Here is a 16,340-nt window from a genome sequence, read left to right as displayed (position 1 = left end):
CTGGTTTAAACCAGCAACTCTTTATCCTGTAGTTACTTGTTTAATGCGTTAGTTTCTTTAATTAAATCATCGCCACCAGATTTAGCCCATAAGTCTAAAGCATCTTGCCATCCTTTGTCATCAATTTGATTGGCAAAGTATTTAATCCGCGCATCAGCGATAATTTGGTCTAATTGCGCACCTTTACTGGTGTAAGTGTCAGTGATGAAAGAAGCGGCTGGATTGAAGACCGCTGTTTCGGCATCCCGTGTTTCTAAAGAAGCCCGTAATTCAGCAAACGCTTTGTCGCCATCTGTAGCTGGTGCTGCTTTTGGCAACTTCCAACCAGTAACACCCATGGACATTTGCGCATAGCTTTTAGCGGCAGCAGCAACTTCTGTAGCTTCATCAGTGCCTTCAATGGCTTTCGTGAATTGTTTGGTATCATCCGTGTATTCGAAGTTGACGCCTTCAATCCCTGTATTTAACAACAATTGCATATCGTCAGAGTTCATTTCGTCTAAGAAAGTTAAAACACGATCTAAGTCCTCTTCAGTTTTAACAGAAGCTTTCGGAATAGCTAAGAAACCGGAGTAACCATCTGTTGGTAAGGAGTAAGTGTTGCCATCTTCATTGGCTAAGTTCCCTAAAATTGTTACTTTAGCGGCACCAGAACCAGCTTCTTGTTGATCAAACAATTTAGAAATGGAAGCGGCCCGTGAATACGTATCTAAGATAATGCCGGCTTTGCCGTTGACAAAGTTTTCGTTCCATTTTTCAGCATCTAAAGTTGCATAGTCTTTATTGATTAAGCCTTCGTCAATCATTTGTTTAACATACTTCATGGAGTCTAAATATTCGTCCGTTTGGAAAGAAGGAATTAAGTCACCATCTTTTTCCGTCCACGCATTGCCGGCCCCAAACCAAACAGCTAACATATCGTAAGGGCTAGAAGAGTTGATGGAACCAGGCCATTTTGGCATGTTAATCCCAAAAGTATCAGCTTGACCGTTGCCATCTGGATCTTGTTCCGTGAAGGCTTTAGCGACGTTGTATAAGTCTTCTACTGTTTTTGGTTCGTCTAAGCCTAATTTTTCTAACCAATCTTTACGAATAATTACCGTGGAACGAACTAAGTCCCGTGAGCGATACACGCCGTAAACTGTTCCGTTGACGCTAGAAGCTTTCACGACATCTTCATTGGCTTTTGCTAAGTTCGGATAATCTTTTAATTTATCGGTTAAATCCCAGAAGGCACCATTTTGGGCGGATTTAATAAAGCCGGCATCTTTACCTTGGATGACCATGACTTCTGGAATATCATCACTAGCTAAGGTGATATTCATTTTATCGGCGTAAGAAGTATTGGGTACCCAAGTCACGTCAATCTTTTCACCCGTTGTTTTTTCGATTTCTTTTTGGATTGCGTTGCCTTCTTTAGGGGGTGTCGTTTCAATGTAGGGCACCATCAAACTGATTGTGTCATCAGAACCAGACTTGGCAGAGCTTTTATCACTGCTACCGCCACAAGCACTTAAGGTTACCGCAGCTAAGGCACCGAGCCCTAAAAGAGGTAATAATTTTTTTAATTTCATCTTTCTTTCCTCCAAAAAATTATTTTTTATTTTCAGCGGGTAAGTACTCGCTAATAAACTCTAAACACATAATGACATTGAGACACCATTGGGAAACACAATTGGTGGAAATCCACGGCAACTCTTTCACCGTCTTAAAAATAGTAACTTCTTCAGCAGAGTCAGCTACGGGTAAAGGAATACCTCCCAGCTCTTCATGGAGCAAGATATCCCACGCGTGACGCGCAAAGCGCTCTTCATGGAAATACTTAGCCGCATAGCCCATTAAACCGGTGGCAAACATTGGCCAATTTAATTTACCTTCCACCAGTAAGCCGTTACTATGAGCTGCTTTTTCTTCCGGCGTATAGGCATAATGACGACCAAACTCGGCTAGCATCCGTTTCAACTCTTCATCGTGGGTATTTTCAGCAATTTCCAGCCAATATTGTGGAGCGCCAAAAGAGATGATCATGTGGTAACCTCCGACGCTGTTATCGCCGATGTAATTCATTTCCTTGGTTGCTTTATCAAAGAGGTACGTAGGCCCAGACATTAAACCATAAGGCGTTTGCTTAATCGTCTTTAACCCCGTTTCAATTTTGGCTAAATAAGCTGGATTGCCGGTACGTTCCCATTCAGTAAACCAGTTGGAACATAAGGAAGACCAATCTGGACCGACACGAATCGGATACTTATCGTCGACTTTTTCCGGATAGAATTCTCTTAAAGGCGCTAACTCATCAAAGATTTGATTCTCGTTATCTTTCACCGCCGTTAATAAATCGCCAATCCGTTCATCGCCAGTTAAATAATAGTAGTAACGGTGCAGACCCGCTGCGGAAATCCGAGCTTCTTTACACTGGCAACCCCAATGTAAAACGTTATGGCGTGAACCTAAGCCTTGATATTCTCCTAAGTGGTATTGATCCACATCGGCAGTGTGTTTCGTCATGGCTTCCGCCAGCTTAAAAGCACTAACATCGCCGGTGCGTAAGAAATCTTGCCACAGCCAGATGTTCGGAACTAGCTCGGTATTTTGCCAAGCATAGCCGCCAAGGTCATAGCGCCAGACGTGACGGTCAGCATCATAGGTATGCATTACATCCCCGTAATTCCAAAAACCGTACCAGTCTCGTTGTTCGACTTCCTGGACATAAAACTCCCGCAAATAAACCATTTGATCTTCTAAAAAGTTACCAACCGTTGTCGTGCGTTGCGGTAAGGACCAGACACCAAAGACTTGCGTTTGATAGTAGTCCTTGGGGGTAGCCACGATTTTTTTAGGCTCGGTAATTTCTGTGGCAAAAGCTAGTAGTTCTTCACTGGTGATGGCATCTTGGGTGAACTTAAAAGTGACGGTATTGGTATTGGCAATCCCTACCGGCGTGGAGCGAATCTCTTCCATCCCTTCATAAGCACTTAACATGTGATCACGTTTGGAATAATGGCTAAAGTCCATTGTGCCGCCATGAGGACTCCATAACCAGATAGTCATGGTGGTGCTGGCTTGATTCAAGCCCCGAATTTCCAATTGGCGGGGCGCTTTTTGCCAAAAGTTTTCCACCCCGACACTGACGGAACCATTGATACCGCCAATCGCGACGACCCCTTTGGCGCGACTGCCGTAACCAATATCAATGGGGGCGTAACCATCTTGCGTTTGTTTAGTTAAGCGATAGCTGCGATGATTCCCTTGTACTAAATCAAAATTATTCCAAATGGCATTTTCTTTAGCGTGGCGCAACATTTCTTCGTCAGCCGCGGAAATTTTTACTACTTCGCCGTTGACTTGTTGGTGATACAACGCATTGTTTTTCCAGTGGCGCCGGGAAATTAATAATTGCGCCGCTTCCGTGTAGACGCCATCTTCCCCCACTAAAGAGATGTGGCGATTCCAAGGATTGCCTGCTAATGGCGCTTGGGCACTTAAGTAGACCCCTTCAATCCCTAAGGCTTCCCGAATCACTAAAGTGTGCACCACTTCAAAAGTATTGAGGTCTTTAAAGAAGCGTAAGCGCAAAATAAAATCTTGCACCGGACTGCCATTTAAAAGCAAGCTCCCGGTAATTTTAATGACGGCTTTAATGGGACCATTTTCTTCTAAGGCTAAGCTTTCGATTTGAGTGGTGGTAGGTTTCCCTTCCATCCGCGTGCCTAAAGTTAAATCCGTCAGTTTGATATCGCCATCTACTTTTAACCACTCCATGATGTTTTTGCCAGCACCATGTTTCGGCAAGTAAGCCCTTAAGTGGCCGTTATCAATGTAGATGCCATTATATTTTTCTTCAGCGATAAAGTTTTCCTTTGGGACCGGTTGAAAAGTAAGGGCGGCCGCTAAAGAGCTTTGCGGCGGGAAAATTCCAGTATGTGCGGTCCATTTAATGGAACCATCAGGCCAATAGGCTAAAATTTTTGACTGGAGGGGCGTTGCCCCCAGTGTTGCGTTGGTGGTGAAATTATCTTTGACTAGCGCGCCCTTTGTCCACGGATGGCCAAAGGTGATGGCTTGCGGGAGCGTCGGTGCTTGGGTTAACCACTTCAGCGTCATGATTGGTTGTCGCCTCTTTCGTTAATTTTTCTTCGTTGACTTCAAACAAACGTAAATGAATACCCATTACTACCATGCACCAAAACCCGATGGCAAAAAAAGGAATAATGCCTGGTAATAAGTACGAACCGTAAAAACAAATGCCGCTAAAGAGTAGCGTCAAGATACTACCGAGAAAATTGTAGAAGATAAATTGGAACGCTTTTTGTAAACAAACTTTCGGGGTCAATTGATAAAACTGCCACATGCTGCTGGCATAAATCACCATTAACGCCAAAATTACTTCTACCACTACTAAGGCTACGAGGACGCCGCGACTGTCTTGGAACAAGTAGCCGTCCCAGATGGTAAAGGCCATCACGATAAACAGCGGCAATAACATTTTGTTAGCGGTTAAAAAATGTTCCTTGTAAAAACGCCAATACTCTTTAAAAGGATGGTTCAGCTCTTGACGATGATGTAACTTCGCCAAATGGAAAGTGGTGAGTAAACTAGGTGCCAGGCCAAAAATTCCTAAGCCGGCGACTGTCCCTAAAAGGAAGAGCACATTTAAACCGGCACAGACATAAATCAAGGACAAGCCGCGATAAATTTTCCCCACCCAAGAATCACTGTTCATAGAAATCCTCCTTTATCTTTGGTCTAAGTCATAAATTTTCAAGTTGCGATACTTAGCCACCATTGGGGCCATCTGTCTTAAGCCAATATAGCCCTTTTCTAAGACCGGTCCAAATTCTTGGCCGTCATCTTGCCATGAAAAAATTGCTAAGTCGTTAATATAAAATTGAATTAAACCATTACGCTTCATGATTTTCATTTGATAAAAATCGGTTGCATCCTTAACGTCTGGTAAAGGGTCGCCCCCTTGGGTAATAAAATGAAAGCCGGCACTCTTCCGTAAGTTACACGTGCGAAAAGCTCGTTCGCTAGGATGTTTATGGCGGAAATAAGAAATGTGATAGGCGTTAAGGTCACCGGAATGATATTGCGGATAAAAGCCATCCCGTTTGGCTAAGTTTTCACTAAAAATACTCTCGCCGTTTTTCCCTAAGGCGCTGAAAAACATCATACATAAGCCCGGTTCCGCAATAGGTAGAAACTCCCATTCAATTTGTAGATTTTTTGGAAAGACTTCAGGCAACCAGTAAGTGAAGTGGGCGTGATCGCCAAAGCTGGCATCCTTGCTGCTAGCTAAAATCAAACCTTCTTGAAAACTTTGGTTAATGCCTCCTTCGGCTACCCAACCCCTTACATCGGTTGCTTGCTGCAATGGATTGTCATAAATTAATTTGCCAATACTCGCCAAAATTTTTCATCTCCATTCCTTGGTACGCTCCTAATGTAACCGCTTTTCTTTTTTCTAACAATTGACTTTTTTTGCTCAACAAAAAAGAAACGTTGATTTCTCAACGTTTCCATGGATAACGGTCAATATTTTACAATTTTTTTAGTGCTTAGGAAATTTTTATTGCTGTTGACTCTCGTTAAATTTTTTCCGATATTGTCCAGGAGTAATGGCAAATTTTTTCTTAAAGAGGCGATTAAAGTAGCTAGGATTGTACCCCACTGCCTCGGCAATGTCGTTAATTTTTAAATTGCTTTGGGCCAATAGATTTTTCGCTTGCTCTAAACGGAAGTCCGTCAAGTAATCGATAAAGTTGACTTTGGTAATCCGTTTAAACTCGCGGGAGAGATAGCTAGCTTCTAGACCCACGTAATCAGCGGTTTCTTCTAAAGAAAGACTAGGATTTTGATAATCTTCCTTCAAGTAGGCGATGGCTTTTTCCACCGCGCCTTCTGTTGAGGTTTGTTGACTTTCTTTAATCAATTCCATGCCCGGTGCTAAATAACTCTCCATAAAGACGGCGGTAATTTGTTGCGGCGTTACTTGGCGCCGAATTTTCCGCAGCAATAATTTTTTCGCCATATAGCTAGTTTCTGAAACGTGTTTATTGGTTAAGACATAACTAATTTGATCGTAGAGCTTGCCAAAAGTTTTGACAGCCACTTCTAATTCAGCCCCACTAGGCAAGACAAAATCGCTAAAGGCTTGCAAATCTTTTTCCACAGCCGCCACTTCTCCCCGTTGAAATTCCCCGACAATTTTTTGAGCGATGTGTTCAGGATAGCTGTACTCCCTTAGCCGTTGCGGTGCTTCTGCCGCAATTACTTGATTTTCCGCGACAATTTTTTGGTAGTTACAGAGTCGTTCCACTTCATTCACGCGGAAACTCAGACGCCCTAATTCATTTTCGGGGCGGCTAATGGTAATCACCACGTACTTATGAATAATTTTATTGACAAAGGTAAAGACATTTTGCGTGAATTCTTGAAGTGCTGTACTTTCAGGATTAGCAACAAATAAAACTAAACCGTCTTCGCGGTACTCCACCTCACTAAAGTCAGGGAAGAAACGCTGCGCTAAGTCGTGGATGAGGTTGCCTAAAATAAAAACTTCCGAAGTGTTTACCATTTCTTCGGCTTGAGCTGTTAACTGCCCTGTCACACGAATAAATAGTATTTGGTACTGACTGACAGGTTTATTCCAGCCATTTTTTTGCAGGAGCTGTTGTAAATCTTTTTCGTTTAAGTAGCTGTATTTCCCTTCCAGCATGTGGGACAAGACCGCCTGCTTTAATTTGCTAGCAGCACTGTGGGATTTCAATTCCAACTCACTTTTTTCTCGCACGATGGTTTGCCAACGCTGAATCAAGTAATCAAATTCGTTACCTTGGGGATTTTCTGTTTTATCGTCTAAGATGCGGGCCATTAAGTTGTCCACTGGTTGATACGTTCGGCGCGCAAAAATTTGTCCTAAAATTAAGGAAATAAGGAAGAGCAAAAACCCAATTAAAAATAAAATATTGGAAAAATGGTTTAACGGCTCAATGATTAAAGAAATGGGACTAGCCGAATAAAAAATCCACTCTTGCGAAAGGCGCGTCATGCGGGCAGCCACCAAGCTGTACTTGACGCGGTTTACTTTTTCTTGCCATGCTAACGTATCTTCTGTTAACTGCGGTAAAGTTTCGTGGCTAAATAAAGCGCCCGAACTGACGACTAACTTTCCATCCACCCCTAAGGCTACTGAGCCATCCTCGGTGGCACTGACTTTCAAAAGCGACAAAACTTTTTCTTTATTTAAAGTGGTGGCCAAATAGGCAGAACCTTGCGCCACAATGGAGCTGATATTTTGCACAAAGACGACTTGCTCTTGATTATCGGTCAACCACTGATAATTTTTACCGTTATTGATAATGTATTGACGATAACTTTTTAAGTTACTCATGGGATACGTTCCCCCATCGCCAATTAAAAAAGATTCATCGCCGTTAAAAACGAGGATCTCTGCATTTTTAATTAAGGAATTACTATTTTTTAAAAAGAATAAATCCTGGCTCAAATTGCCAATTTCTTCATAAGAGCTTAAGCCTTGCAAAGGTCGCAAATCAAAATCCGTCGTGAAACTTTGCCCTTGAGAGCTAACTAATACTTCGATTTGCCCCAACTGTTGATCCAGGTAAGCGACTTCTTGCATCACGGAGTCATTGTGTTGACTAATATAATTGCTTTGGATTGGTCCGTTAAAATAAATTTTAATGACAATGGCAATGAGAATAATAGGCAAACAAAAAAGTACGCTAAATAAGCGCATGGAATTCTTAAAACTGCGTTCTTTAAAAAAATGATTCATTGCTCCTCACAGCCCCTTTGTCCTAAATTGTACCGACTTTTAAATTCAGACACAAGGATTTTTCCGCCTTCTTCACCAGAAACTCATCCTTGCTGGCCTTCTTTCCTACAACGAAATATTAATTGTGCACTCCTTTAGCAAAGGAAGAAAGCGCTGTACCTTTGATTGTAGAGCTTTTCTTTAGAATTTCCTTTCACTATCTTGATTAACGACTACACTATCTTGTCAAAGAGCTCAAGCTCTCCTTAAAAAATAAAAAACAGCGACTCCCACTACTGCCGTCTTCCGCTTTGTCCCCACTAATCGGAGGGAAGGACAGCCCTACGTAATCAGGGTCGCTGAATTATTTAATTTAAGTTTAGGCTTTTTTTAAAGCCGCCGCTAACCACTGAGCGTATTGCATCGCTCCTTTTTCATTTAAATGGACGTGGTCTGCTAAATAGTAACTGTCTACTTCGGCTGAGCTTAATTGACTGAAGTAGTCGCTACTTATTTGACGTAAGTTGATAAAAGGGATGTCTTGGTCGGCAGCATACTGGGCCATCACTTGCGTATAGGCCCCTAACTCTTCATCTAGCGCTTTTAACGTCTCATCTTTAGTGGCTGCTAAACTAATTGGCGCCAGTAAAAGTGGCGTCGCCTCGTTTTCTTGAGCCACAGCGACAAATTTTCCTAAAGCCGTGGGAAAATCAGCTAGGGGCACGTAGCGTTCTGGTTTTTCCCGATTGACATCGTTATGGCCAAATTGAATTAATAAGGTATCGCCTGCCGTAATTTTTTCCGCAATCTTGGCTAAGCGTTCTTCCGCCAGAAAGGTCTTAGTAGAACGGCCCGCTTTAGCAAAATTCACAACCGTGGTAAATTGGTTCGTAAAACTGGAACTTTCTGCCGTGTGTTCTGCGGCAATAAAGTAATCTGGCGCCAGGGCCGCTAATAATTTTTCACCCCAACCAAACTGCGGGCGTTCTTCAGAACGATAACTTTGGGCCGTACTGTCCCCGGCAATAAAAATTTGTGGTTTCCGTTTCAGCGCCGGAAGGACTTCCGACATCTCCATGTCGCTAGCGTAATAAAAACTTGGGTAACAAGGTTGATTGTAGCAATTATTTTGCCAAGCTACACCACAGCGATATTGCGGATCATGCATCAAGGTCATTAATTTATGTTGACTGACTTCTGTATTAGTATAAATCCGCAGTGCAGCATCATCAGCGGTCCGCAAAACTAATTCTTCCCGATAATCGCCAAAAAGATCGGCCACTAAACACGGATTGCCTTTCGTACCATTGTTAACCGCTGTACCTTGGGGTTGTAAAACAACACCGTGACGATAATCATTCACTACCCCGGAACCATTGTTGGCTAAATAATCCACACCGTCAATAATTTGCGTTGTAAAGTCGGGGGTAAAACGAATCGGCATGTTGGTGCCTAAGGTTTCTTTTTGGACAAGGTTTCCATGACAATCAAAGGTCCCGATGGTATTCACCCAACAAGAATACCCACGACCATCAAGAATATCTCCCACCATACAGCGCCCAAGGTCGCGTACAGCTTCATGTTCACCAAAAATGGCCGTCCCATCTTCAGCCCGTCGCAAGGCGTACCCATAAGGCGCATGACTGGCTTCTTCAAAGACGTTAAAAATTTCTAAACCAGGGCGATCAGGATCAATATCCGCTACGTGCATAGCATCACCGTGACCAAATTTCGCTAAGGTCCCATCCGGCAAGTAATCATAAGAACTGTACAGCAGACTACCGTCGTGATCGATTGTCGCGCCACCGTAAATAATTTCCATTTTACCGTCTTGATCCACGTCGGCAAAAGAAAGAGAGTGATCCCCTTGGGCCGCTAGTCCACCGTAAATTGGATCCGTTCCTTCTTGTACGTGGAGCTGATTGTTAAAAGGATTATCCATCGGTACATGACCACTATCGGCCCGCCACTCTTCTTGCAAGTTTTGACCATCAAAACGATAGGCAGCCACACAAGCTCTCGTATAGTAGCCACGACAAATCACCAGGGATGGATGGACACCATCTAAATACCCAACGCCGGCTAAGAAACGATCCACCCGGTTACATGGTTCGATGCGGTTCCACGCATAATCCCCCCACATTAAACCATCATCCCCCCGTTCAAAAGGAAAAGGAATCGTTTCAAGTTCGTGCCCATCACCGGCAAAAATCGTCAAGTACTCTGGCCCTTGATAAATAAAACCAGCAAACTCATCTAAAAGATTTTTACTACTTCGTTGTAAGGCATATTCTTCGATAAAATAAGTTACTAAAGTTTCGGCATCCTCATGACTCAAAGGATAATCGTAACGCACCGGAATCGCGAAACATTCTTCTAAGGTTTGGGGCCAATGATGCGCGATAACTTCCGGCTGACGCTGCCAGTCCATAAACAGTGCCACTAAATGTTGGCGATAATCAGCCGGTGAACAAACGTAATTGTCCGTATGGGTTACCCCACTAGCGATATCTTCTGCCGGTAGCGTAATATAACTTTCTTTGGTGACCTGACCATCAGCGTCAAACCATTGAATCTTCGTTCCCGGCGCAGTTTTAAAAGCAATCTCCCCGCGGCCATCACCATCAAAGTCGTAACACATAAATTGCGTATAGTGGGCCCCAGAACGAATATTGACCCCACAATCAATGCGCCATAACAAGCGACCGTCCAGCCGATAGCAATCTAAATAAGTATTCCCAGTATAGCCCCGTTGGGAAACATCATGGGAATTACTAGGATCCCATTTTAAAATAAATTCATAAGCACCATCGCCGTCAACATCCATCACCGATAAATCATTGGCGTGATACGTGTAGGCATCCCCCACAGGTGTTACCCCGTCGGCTGGCTTTTGCAAAGGTAATTCTAAATAGCTGTCGGCCCACGGTGTGACGCTAGCACAAGGCGTGCCATTAGTTGGCGCCACGCTGTAAGCATCGGCTGCCGTTCCTTTAGCATCTAAAAAGTTCGTGCTATCGGTGACGTTGGCAATGGCTTCATCATTACGATACACAGTGAAGTCGGCTCCTGTTAATTGGCGCTCATTAAACCCGGCAACTTCATTTTTTAAAAAGCGCCACGTCAAAAAGATGCCTTCCTTAACCGGCACGGCAATTAAACCGCGATCTAATTTTTCTAATTGCACTTCCGGTTGCCAACCAATCGGCGTTTCAAAAACCGCGCTAGTTTCAGTACCAGCAACTACTTTTAAATAATGAGGAACGTTAGTCGCTTTAGCCAAAGTAAAAGAGGTTGTCCCCACAACTTGCCCAACTGGTAAAAATTGTGACGTTGGCAAATTTTTGTCCGACCATAATATTTCATAAGAACCGCTAGTGCCAAAAGCGGTCCATTGAATCGTAACAGACGCTTCGTTTAGTTCTTTGACTCTAATCATTGTAATTCTCCTTCCAGTGAAGCCCTTTCTTTAATTGTAAAGCGCGGCGAAAAGAATTGCTTTTCACTTTTTTGGGAGACCCTTACATTATCTTGGTGGACAGTAAAAAGACTACCCATTCTGTGGTCAACAACCTATCATGGTTCGTTTCCTTTAAACGAGTAGTCTTTACTAGCGTAACAAAAACAAATTATTCTGAATTATATTTTCTTTTTTGTAACTGATGATGCAGCAAACCCCAAAATAAAACGACCCCTACTAAACCTGTTGCCGTTAATATTTTTAAGAAAAAGAGACATTCATAACTCGAATCCATGGCTAAAAAGACAATCGCTAAAAAGCCTTTAAAAAAAGTTGCCAGGGCCAACGCTAAAAAGGTGACAATCCACTTCATGTTACGAACCTCCTTTATCTTATAGTTTAAGCTTATCAGAGGATTCCGTTATTTAATATAGCTTAGAATAAATTTAAATTAAAAACAAAATAAATCTAATTTAGCTATCAGCAAACTATCACGTAAGTATTGTGTCCCGATAATTTTTCTAAAAAAAGACACCAACAACTCAATTGTTAGCGTCTTTTTGTAATTTTATTTTTTTAGTGCAGCTAATGCTTTAGGGGGAATTTTATTTTCTTCAATATTATTGGGACCTAGGACAATTCGTTTTTGACTAATTTCCGCTGTAACATAACTGCCTGGGGTTAAAGGTTGCGGATTGCTACCGGAAACTTCTACTTCCCATTGACGAATCTTTCCCTCTTTGTCGGCCCAGGTAATATCATAGTTATAGCTATACGTATCTGGAACTTCTTTGCCACTGTTATCCACGGTGGCTTCTTTAACGGGAACCTCTTGCGGTACGATGGCATAGTAAGATTGTCCTACGTAAGTTTCTTGATAATATTTGTAACCGAAGTAGCCCCCGGCCGCTAAAATGACTAAGGCGATGACGCCAAAAATTTTTTTCATCTGGTAACTCCTTGCTGTTTATTTATTAATGAATAGTAGTAAAATTTATTTTTCTTTTTTCAACACGATACCTGTATAAATCCAGGTGGTAACAAAGTAATAAGCCAAGTAAAGGACAAAGAAGATAGCAAAAGGTAACCAAATGCCTTGATAAGGATCAGCCAACAAGACGGCAAACATTTGTAAGCCAAAGAGCACGTGGACCACGCCTAAGATACCCGGTAAAGCGAACAAGACGCCGATTTCTTTGCGAATGGAAGACCGTAATAAGCTGTGCCGGGTCCCAATTTTATCCAGCATGCTGTAACGTAAGACATCGCTGTTGGCCCCTGATAAAATTTTAAACATTAAGCAGCTGGCTAACATGGTTAAAAAGGCTAGCCCTAGGAAAAAGCCCATAAACTCTAAACTAGAGTACATGCTGTTAGACACTGAGTAAGCATAATATTTTTGCGTAAAGTCTTCCATCGGTAAAATAGATGGATTATTGGTTTCGTTTTGGGTGACTAACTTGCTAATATCATCTAATGTATCTTTAAAGTCGGCGACCTGCACCACTTGTAATTGCGTTTCCGGCAAACTCAAAGCCGCAAATTCAGCCGCTGGGAGTACTTTGATTTCTTTAAGACCTTCTTCAGAAAGTTCCAAGTCTCGCAATTGACTTTGTGCCTCTTGATTGCTGGCTAACGTTGCACCATCTAGTTCTACTGTTTTCCGTGGCGCAGTGCTGTCGACAAATTCTTGATAGCGCAAAGGATGTTCATCAAACTCGGCTTGAGAATAATAGATGGTATTGGCATCTGATTTTTGCGTATAAGTGACATTTAAGGTTGGTTGCAAAGCCGTTACCTCTGCTTGGTCAATCTTTTGCGCATTATTTAACACGAGATCATAGCTGGCCATCGCGTTAGTGAGACGATCAATTTCATTGTGAAAACCAAGACCCACCGTGCTGGCGCCTAAAGCTAAGGCAAAGAGAATCGCCACCATGGAAAGCATTTGCGTGTAATCCCGCACCCGAAAAGATAATTGGGACAACGTAAAGTTGTTTAACCCTTTAAAGGCCAACTTATCCGATTTTTTCAAGAGGGTAATAACCGCCACAATCACGGAGCGGAACAAAAAGTAAGTGCCTAAAACAATGGTGACTAATGCTAGCTCAATGCCAAACATTTGCAAGTCAGCAATATGGGCTAAAGCCGTGTAACCCACTCCTAAGAAGACAAGACCGATAATGGCTTCAGCGAATAAACGGAATTTATTTTTTTGCAGCCGGTTAGGTGTCGCACTAGCTCGTAATAATTTTAAAATTGGTTTTTTAACGGTGGAGCCGGCATTCAATAAGGCTGCCAAGAAGAAGAGTACCGTATAAAAAAGTAAGGTGACCACAAGGCCATTGACACTGAAGGGTGAAAAGTTAGCTGCACTAACATGGAGTTGCTGGGTTAATAACTTATTTACCAAGGCAGTCAACCCTACCCCCACAACTGAGCCGGTAACGGTGGCCAAAATGCCCACCGCAAAGGTTTCAATAAAAATCATTTGCGCGATTTTACCACTTTTCGCTCCTAGCATCATAAACATCCCGTAATCTTTTTGGCGCATCGCCATTAAAAAGGAATTGGCGTACAAAATATAGACTAAGGTAATCAGCCCCAAGAGAATTGAGCCAAGACGGAAGGCTAACATAATCATGGACATGGAGATGACTGAAACACTGGCGAGAAAATCTTTATTGGTAGCAATGGCTTCAAACATATAAAAAATAGCTGAAGACATGACGAGACCGAAGAATAAGACGACGTAGTCCCGCAGACGTCCTTTAATTCCCGTAATTGATAATTTCCAAAGCATCATTTTTCCCCCTTACTGTTCCAAGTTGCCTAAAATTTGGAGGATTTGGCGATAAAAATCTTCCCGCGCCTGATTTTCCCGGTGCAATTCTTGGTGAATTACGCCGTCTTTAATAAATAAGATGCGATTACAATAACTCGCCGAAAAAGGATCGTGGGTGACTAATAAAATCGACACTTGGTCTTTTTGATTCAGCTCTTCCATCATATCTAGTAAGTCCCGCGCACTTTCTGAATCTAACGCCCCCGTTGGTTCATCCCCTAAAAGGATTGTCGGTTGCGTGATTAAAGCGCGAGCCGCAGCTACCCGTTGTTTTTGTCCGCCAGAGATTTCTGCGGGATACTTGCTTAGGATTTGGGTAATGGATAAGCGTTCAGCGACAACTTGAACTTTTTGCCGAATTTCTTTGCCGGATTTTCCTTGTAGCGAAAGAGGTACGGCAATGTTTTCAAAGGCCGTTAAGTTTTCTAGCAAGTTAAAATCTTGAAAGATAAAGCCAATTTCTTTGCCGCGAAAATCAGCTAGCTTATTGCCCTTTAGACGTGTAACGTCTTGCTTACTAATTAAAATTTTCCCGGCCGTTGGTTTATCAATGGTGGATAAGATATTTAATAAAGTAGACTTCCCAGAACCAGAAGCCCCCATAATCCCCACAAATTCGCCTTTTTCTACTTCAAAAGAAATGCCTTTTAAGGCGTGGGTTTGCTCTTCATTTTTTTTACCGTAAGTCTTTTTGACTCCTTGTACTTCGACAATTTTTTCCATCTGGTTTCTTCACTCCTATAATGATCGCCGTCCCGCTGAAAAATTGGTTACTGCGGCCTAAAATATTTTTTTAATAATCATCAATAATTCCTGTTAACAGTTGTGATTCTAGCTTACCTTTGGGGGATTGACAAGCTATCTGGTCCTTCTTAACTTTTACTGAACCATTATTACATTTTTGTTAGACGCTGGTAAGCTGTTGCTAGCAACAAGTGACAAAATTGTCGGGAACAAGAAAAAACCTGCGCAATTTTTTGCGCAGGTTTCGTTTTTTTTAAGTAAGCTTACATTAAGCTTTGATACAAAGCGATAATGTCTTCAATGTTCGTATCTCTTGGGTTACCTGGTGTGCAGACGTCTCGTAAAGCATCTTCAGCAATTGCTGGTAGATCTTCAGCTTTGACCCCTAATTCAGAAATTGTAGCCGGGATGCCGACTTCTTTACTTAAGCTATCAATAGCCGCACAAGCAGCGTCTCTGGCTTCTTCAATAGACATTTCTTCAATGCCGGCAACGTGTAATACACGAGCGATGTCCCGATATTTTTCACCAGTGAAGTCTTTATTGTATTTCATAATGGTTGGTAATAAGGAAGCGCAAGCAACTCCGTGAGGAATGTTATACCAAGCAGATAAAGGATGCGCCATCCCGTGAACTAAACCTAAACCAACGTTAGAAAAGCCCATGCCGGCAATATATTGACCTAAAGCCATTTCTTCTCTAGCAGTTTGCACACCTTTTACGGAATCAGGTAAAGATTTCCCAATGATTTCAATCGCTTTGATATGGAGCATATCGGTCATTTCCCAAGCGCCTTTAGTGATGTACCCTTCAATGGCGTGGGTCATGGCATCCATCCCGGTAGAAGCACATAAACCTTTCGGCATCCCCATCATCATATCTGAATCAATGAAGGCGACGATGGGCACATCATGCGGATCGACACAAACGAATTTGCGGTTGTTAGCTTTATCCGTAATGACGTAATTGATGGTGACTTCTGCGGCCGTACCGGAAGTAGTTGGAACAGCTAAAATTGGTAAGCAAGGATTTTTCGTATCGGCGACACCTTCTAAAGAAAGGACATCAGAAAATTCAGGGTTGGTGGTGATGATCCCAATCGCTTTGGCGGTATCAATTGGTGAACCGCCACCGATAGCGACTAAACAGTCAGCTTCAGCTTCTTTCACAAAAGCTACACCGTCTTTCACGTTTTCAATCGTGGGGTTAGGTACAATGCCGTCGTATACTTTGAAGTCGATGCCTGCTTTTGCCAATAAAGCCGTAACTTTCGTAGCCACTTCAAATTTAATTAAGCCAGCATCCGTAACGACGACAACTTTTTTAAAACCCCGCCGTTTGATTTCAGGTACGATTTCTGCAATTGCCCCTTTACCAAAATAAGATGTTTCATTTAAGATCATACGATTTGCCATGATAACTTCCTCCTAAAATATATTTTTATTTTTTATGAGCTTTTGCTCAAACAATCACAAGAAAGTTTAGGAGAAAAGGCCAACCACGCTGGCTTGACC

Annotated in this window: 11 protein-coding genes; all 11 read right to left on the bottom strand. The window is 42.5% G+C overall.

The annotated features are described in order from the left end of the window. Nucleotides 1-32: 32 nt before the first annotated feature. Nucleotides 33-1,574, bottom strand: a complete 1,542-nt coding sequence (locus FFM57_RS03875; protein ID WP_137599203.1) for an extracellular solute-binding protein — start codon at nucleotides 1,572-1,574, stop codon at nucleotides 33-35. 19 nt (nucleotides 1,575-1,593) lie between these two features. Then, nucleotides 1,594-4,104, bottom strand: coding sequence for an exo-rhamnogalacturonan lyase family protein (locus FFM57_RS03870; RefSeq protein ID WP_137599202.1), 2,511 nt, complete (start codon nucleotides 4,102-4,104; stop codon nucleotides 1,594-1,596). After that, the gene (locus tag FFM57_RS03865; RefSeq protein WP_137599201.1) at nucleotides 4,013-4,723 is read right to left on the bottom strand and encodes a YesL family protein; all 711 of its coding nucleotides are present in this window, start codon (nucleotides 4,721-4,723) and stop codon (nucleotides 4,013-4,015) included. The genes FFM57_RS03870 and FFM57_RS03865 overlap by 92 nt, the downstream gene beginning before the upstream one ends. 12 nt (nucleotides 4,724-4,735) lie before the next feature. Continuing rightward, entirely contained in the window at nucleotides 4,736-5,410 is a 675-nt protein-coding gene (locus FFM57_RS03860) for a DUF1961 family protein (protein ID WP_137599200.1), read from the bottom strand. A 159-nt stretch (nucleotides 5,411-5,569) separates the two neighbouring features. Next, nucleotides 5,570-7,798 carry an AraC family transcriptional regulator gene (locus FFM57_RS03855; protein ID WP_137599199.1) on the bottom strand — a complete coding sequence of 743 codons (2,229 nt, stop codon included), beginning with the start codon at nucleotides 7,796-7,798 and terminating at the stop codon, nucleotides 5,570-5,572. A gap of 358 nt (nucleotides 7,799-8,156) precedes the next feature. After that, nucleotides 8,157-11,216, bottom strand: coding sequence for a rhamnogalacturonan lyase family protein (locus FFM57_RS03850; protein WP_137599198.1), 3,060 nt, complete (start codon nucleotides 11,214-11,216; stop codon nucleotides 8,157-8,159). 190 nt (nucleotides 11,217-11,406) lie between these two features. Next, on the bottom strand, nucleotides 11,407-11,610 hold the full coding sequence (locus FFM57_RS03845; RefSeq protein WP_137599197.1) for a hypothetical protein: 204 nt from the start codon (nucleotides 11,608-11,610) through the stop codon (nucleotides 11,407-11,409). A 195-nt stretch (nucleotides 11,611-11,805) separates the two neighbouring features. Continuing rightward, nucleotides 11,806-12,186: a YxeA family protein gene (locus FFM57_RS03840; RefSeq protein WP_137599196.1), complete on the bottom strand. Its 381-nt coding sequence runs from the start codon at nucleotides 12,184-12,186 to the stop codon at nucleotides 11,806-11,808. Between the two features lie 45 nt (nucleotides 12,187-12,231). Then, nucleotides 12,232-14,040, bottom strand: coding sequence for an FtsX-like permease family protein (locus tag FFM57_RS03835; protein WP_137599195.1), 1,809 nt, complete (start codon nucleotides 14,038-14,040; stop codon nucleotides 12,232-12,234). Nucleotides 14,041-14,052: 12 nt separating this feature from the next. After that, the gene (locus tag FFM57_RS03830) at nucleotides 14,053-14,805 is read right to left on the bottom strand and encodes an ABC transporter ATP-binding protein (RefSeq protein WP_137599194.1); all 753 of its coding nucleotides are present in this window, start codon (nucleotides 14,803-14,805) and stop codon (nucleotides 14,053-14,055) included. A gap of 284 nt (nucleotides 14,806-15,089) precedes the next feature. Beyond that, the gene (gene fucO / locus FFM57_RS03825) at nucleotides 15,090-16,241 is read right to left on the bottom strand and encodes a lactaldehyde reductase (RefSeq protein ID WP_137599193.1); all 1,152 of its coding nucleotides are present in this window, start codon (nucleotides 16,239-16,241) and stop codon (nucleotides 15,090-15,092) included. Between the last annotated feature and the right edge of the window lie 99 nt (nucleotides 16,242-16,340).

It is taken from the genome of Enterococcus nangangensis, from assembly GCF_005405245.1.
Classification (GTDB): Bacteria; Bacillota; Bacilli; order Lactobacillales; family Enterococcaceae; genus Enterococcus_J; species Enterococcus_J nangangensis.
The sequence above is the reverse complement of the archived record's forward strand: the minus strand, read 5'-3'. Positions and strand labels throughout refer to the sequence as shown.

Excerpts from the sequence above, each read along its gene's own strand:
- FFM57_RS03875 (WP_137599203.1), bottom strand. The coding sequence starts at position 1,574 with ATGAAATTAAAAAAATTATTACCTCTTTTAGGGCTCGGTGCCTTAGCT.
- FFM57_RS03870 (WP_137599202.1), bottom strand. The coding sequence starts at position 4,104 with ATGACGCTGAAGTGGTTAACCCAAGCACCGACGCTCCCGCAAGCCATC.
- FFM57_RS03865 (WP_137599201.1), bottom strand. The coding sequence starts at position 4,723 with ATGAACAGTGATTCTTGGGTGGGGAAAATTTATCGCGGCTTGTCCTTG.
- FFM57_RS03855 (WP_137599199.1), bottom strand. The coding sequence starts at position 7,798 with ATGAATCATTTTTTTAAAGAACGCAGTTTTAAGAATTCCATGCGCTTA.
- FFM57_RS03850 (WP_137599198.1), bottom strand. The coding sequence starts at position 11,216 with ATGATTAGAGTCAAAGAACTAAACGAAGCGTCTGTTACGATTCAATGG.
- FFM57_RS03845 (WP_137599197.1), bottom strand. The coding sequence starts at position 11,610 with ATGAAGTGGATTGTCACCTTTTTAGCGTTGGCCCTGGCAACTTTTTTT.
- FFM57_RS03840 (WP_137599196.1), bottom strand. The coding sequence starts at position 12,186 with ATGAAAAAAATTTTTGGCGTCATCGCCTTAGTCATTTTAGCGGCCGGG.
- FFM57_RS03835 (WP_137599195.1), bottom strand. The coding sequence starts at position 14,040 with ATGCTTTGGAAATTATCAATTACGGGAATTAAAGGACGTCTGCGGGAC.
- FFM57_RS03830 (WP_137599194.1), bottom strand. The coding sequence starts at position 14,805 with ATGGAAAAAATTGTCGAAGTACAAGGAGTCAAAAAGACTTACGGTAAA.
- fucO (WP_137599193.1), bottom strand. The coding sequence starts at position 16,241 with ATGGCAAATCGTATGATCTTAAATGAAACATCTTATTTTGGTAAAGGG.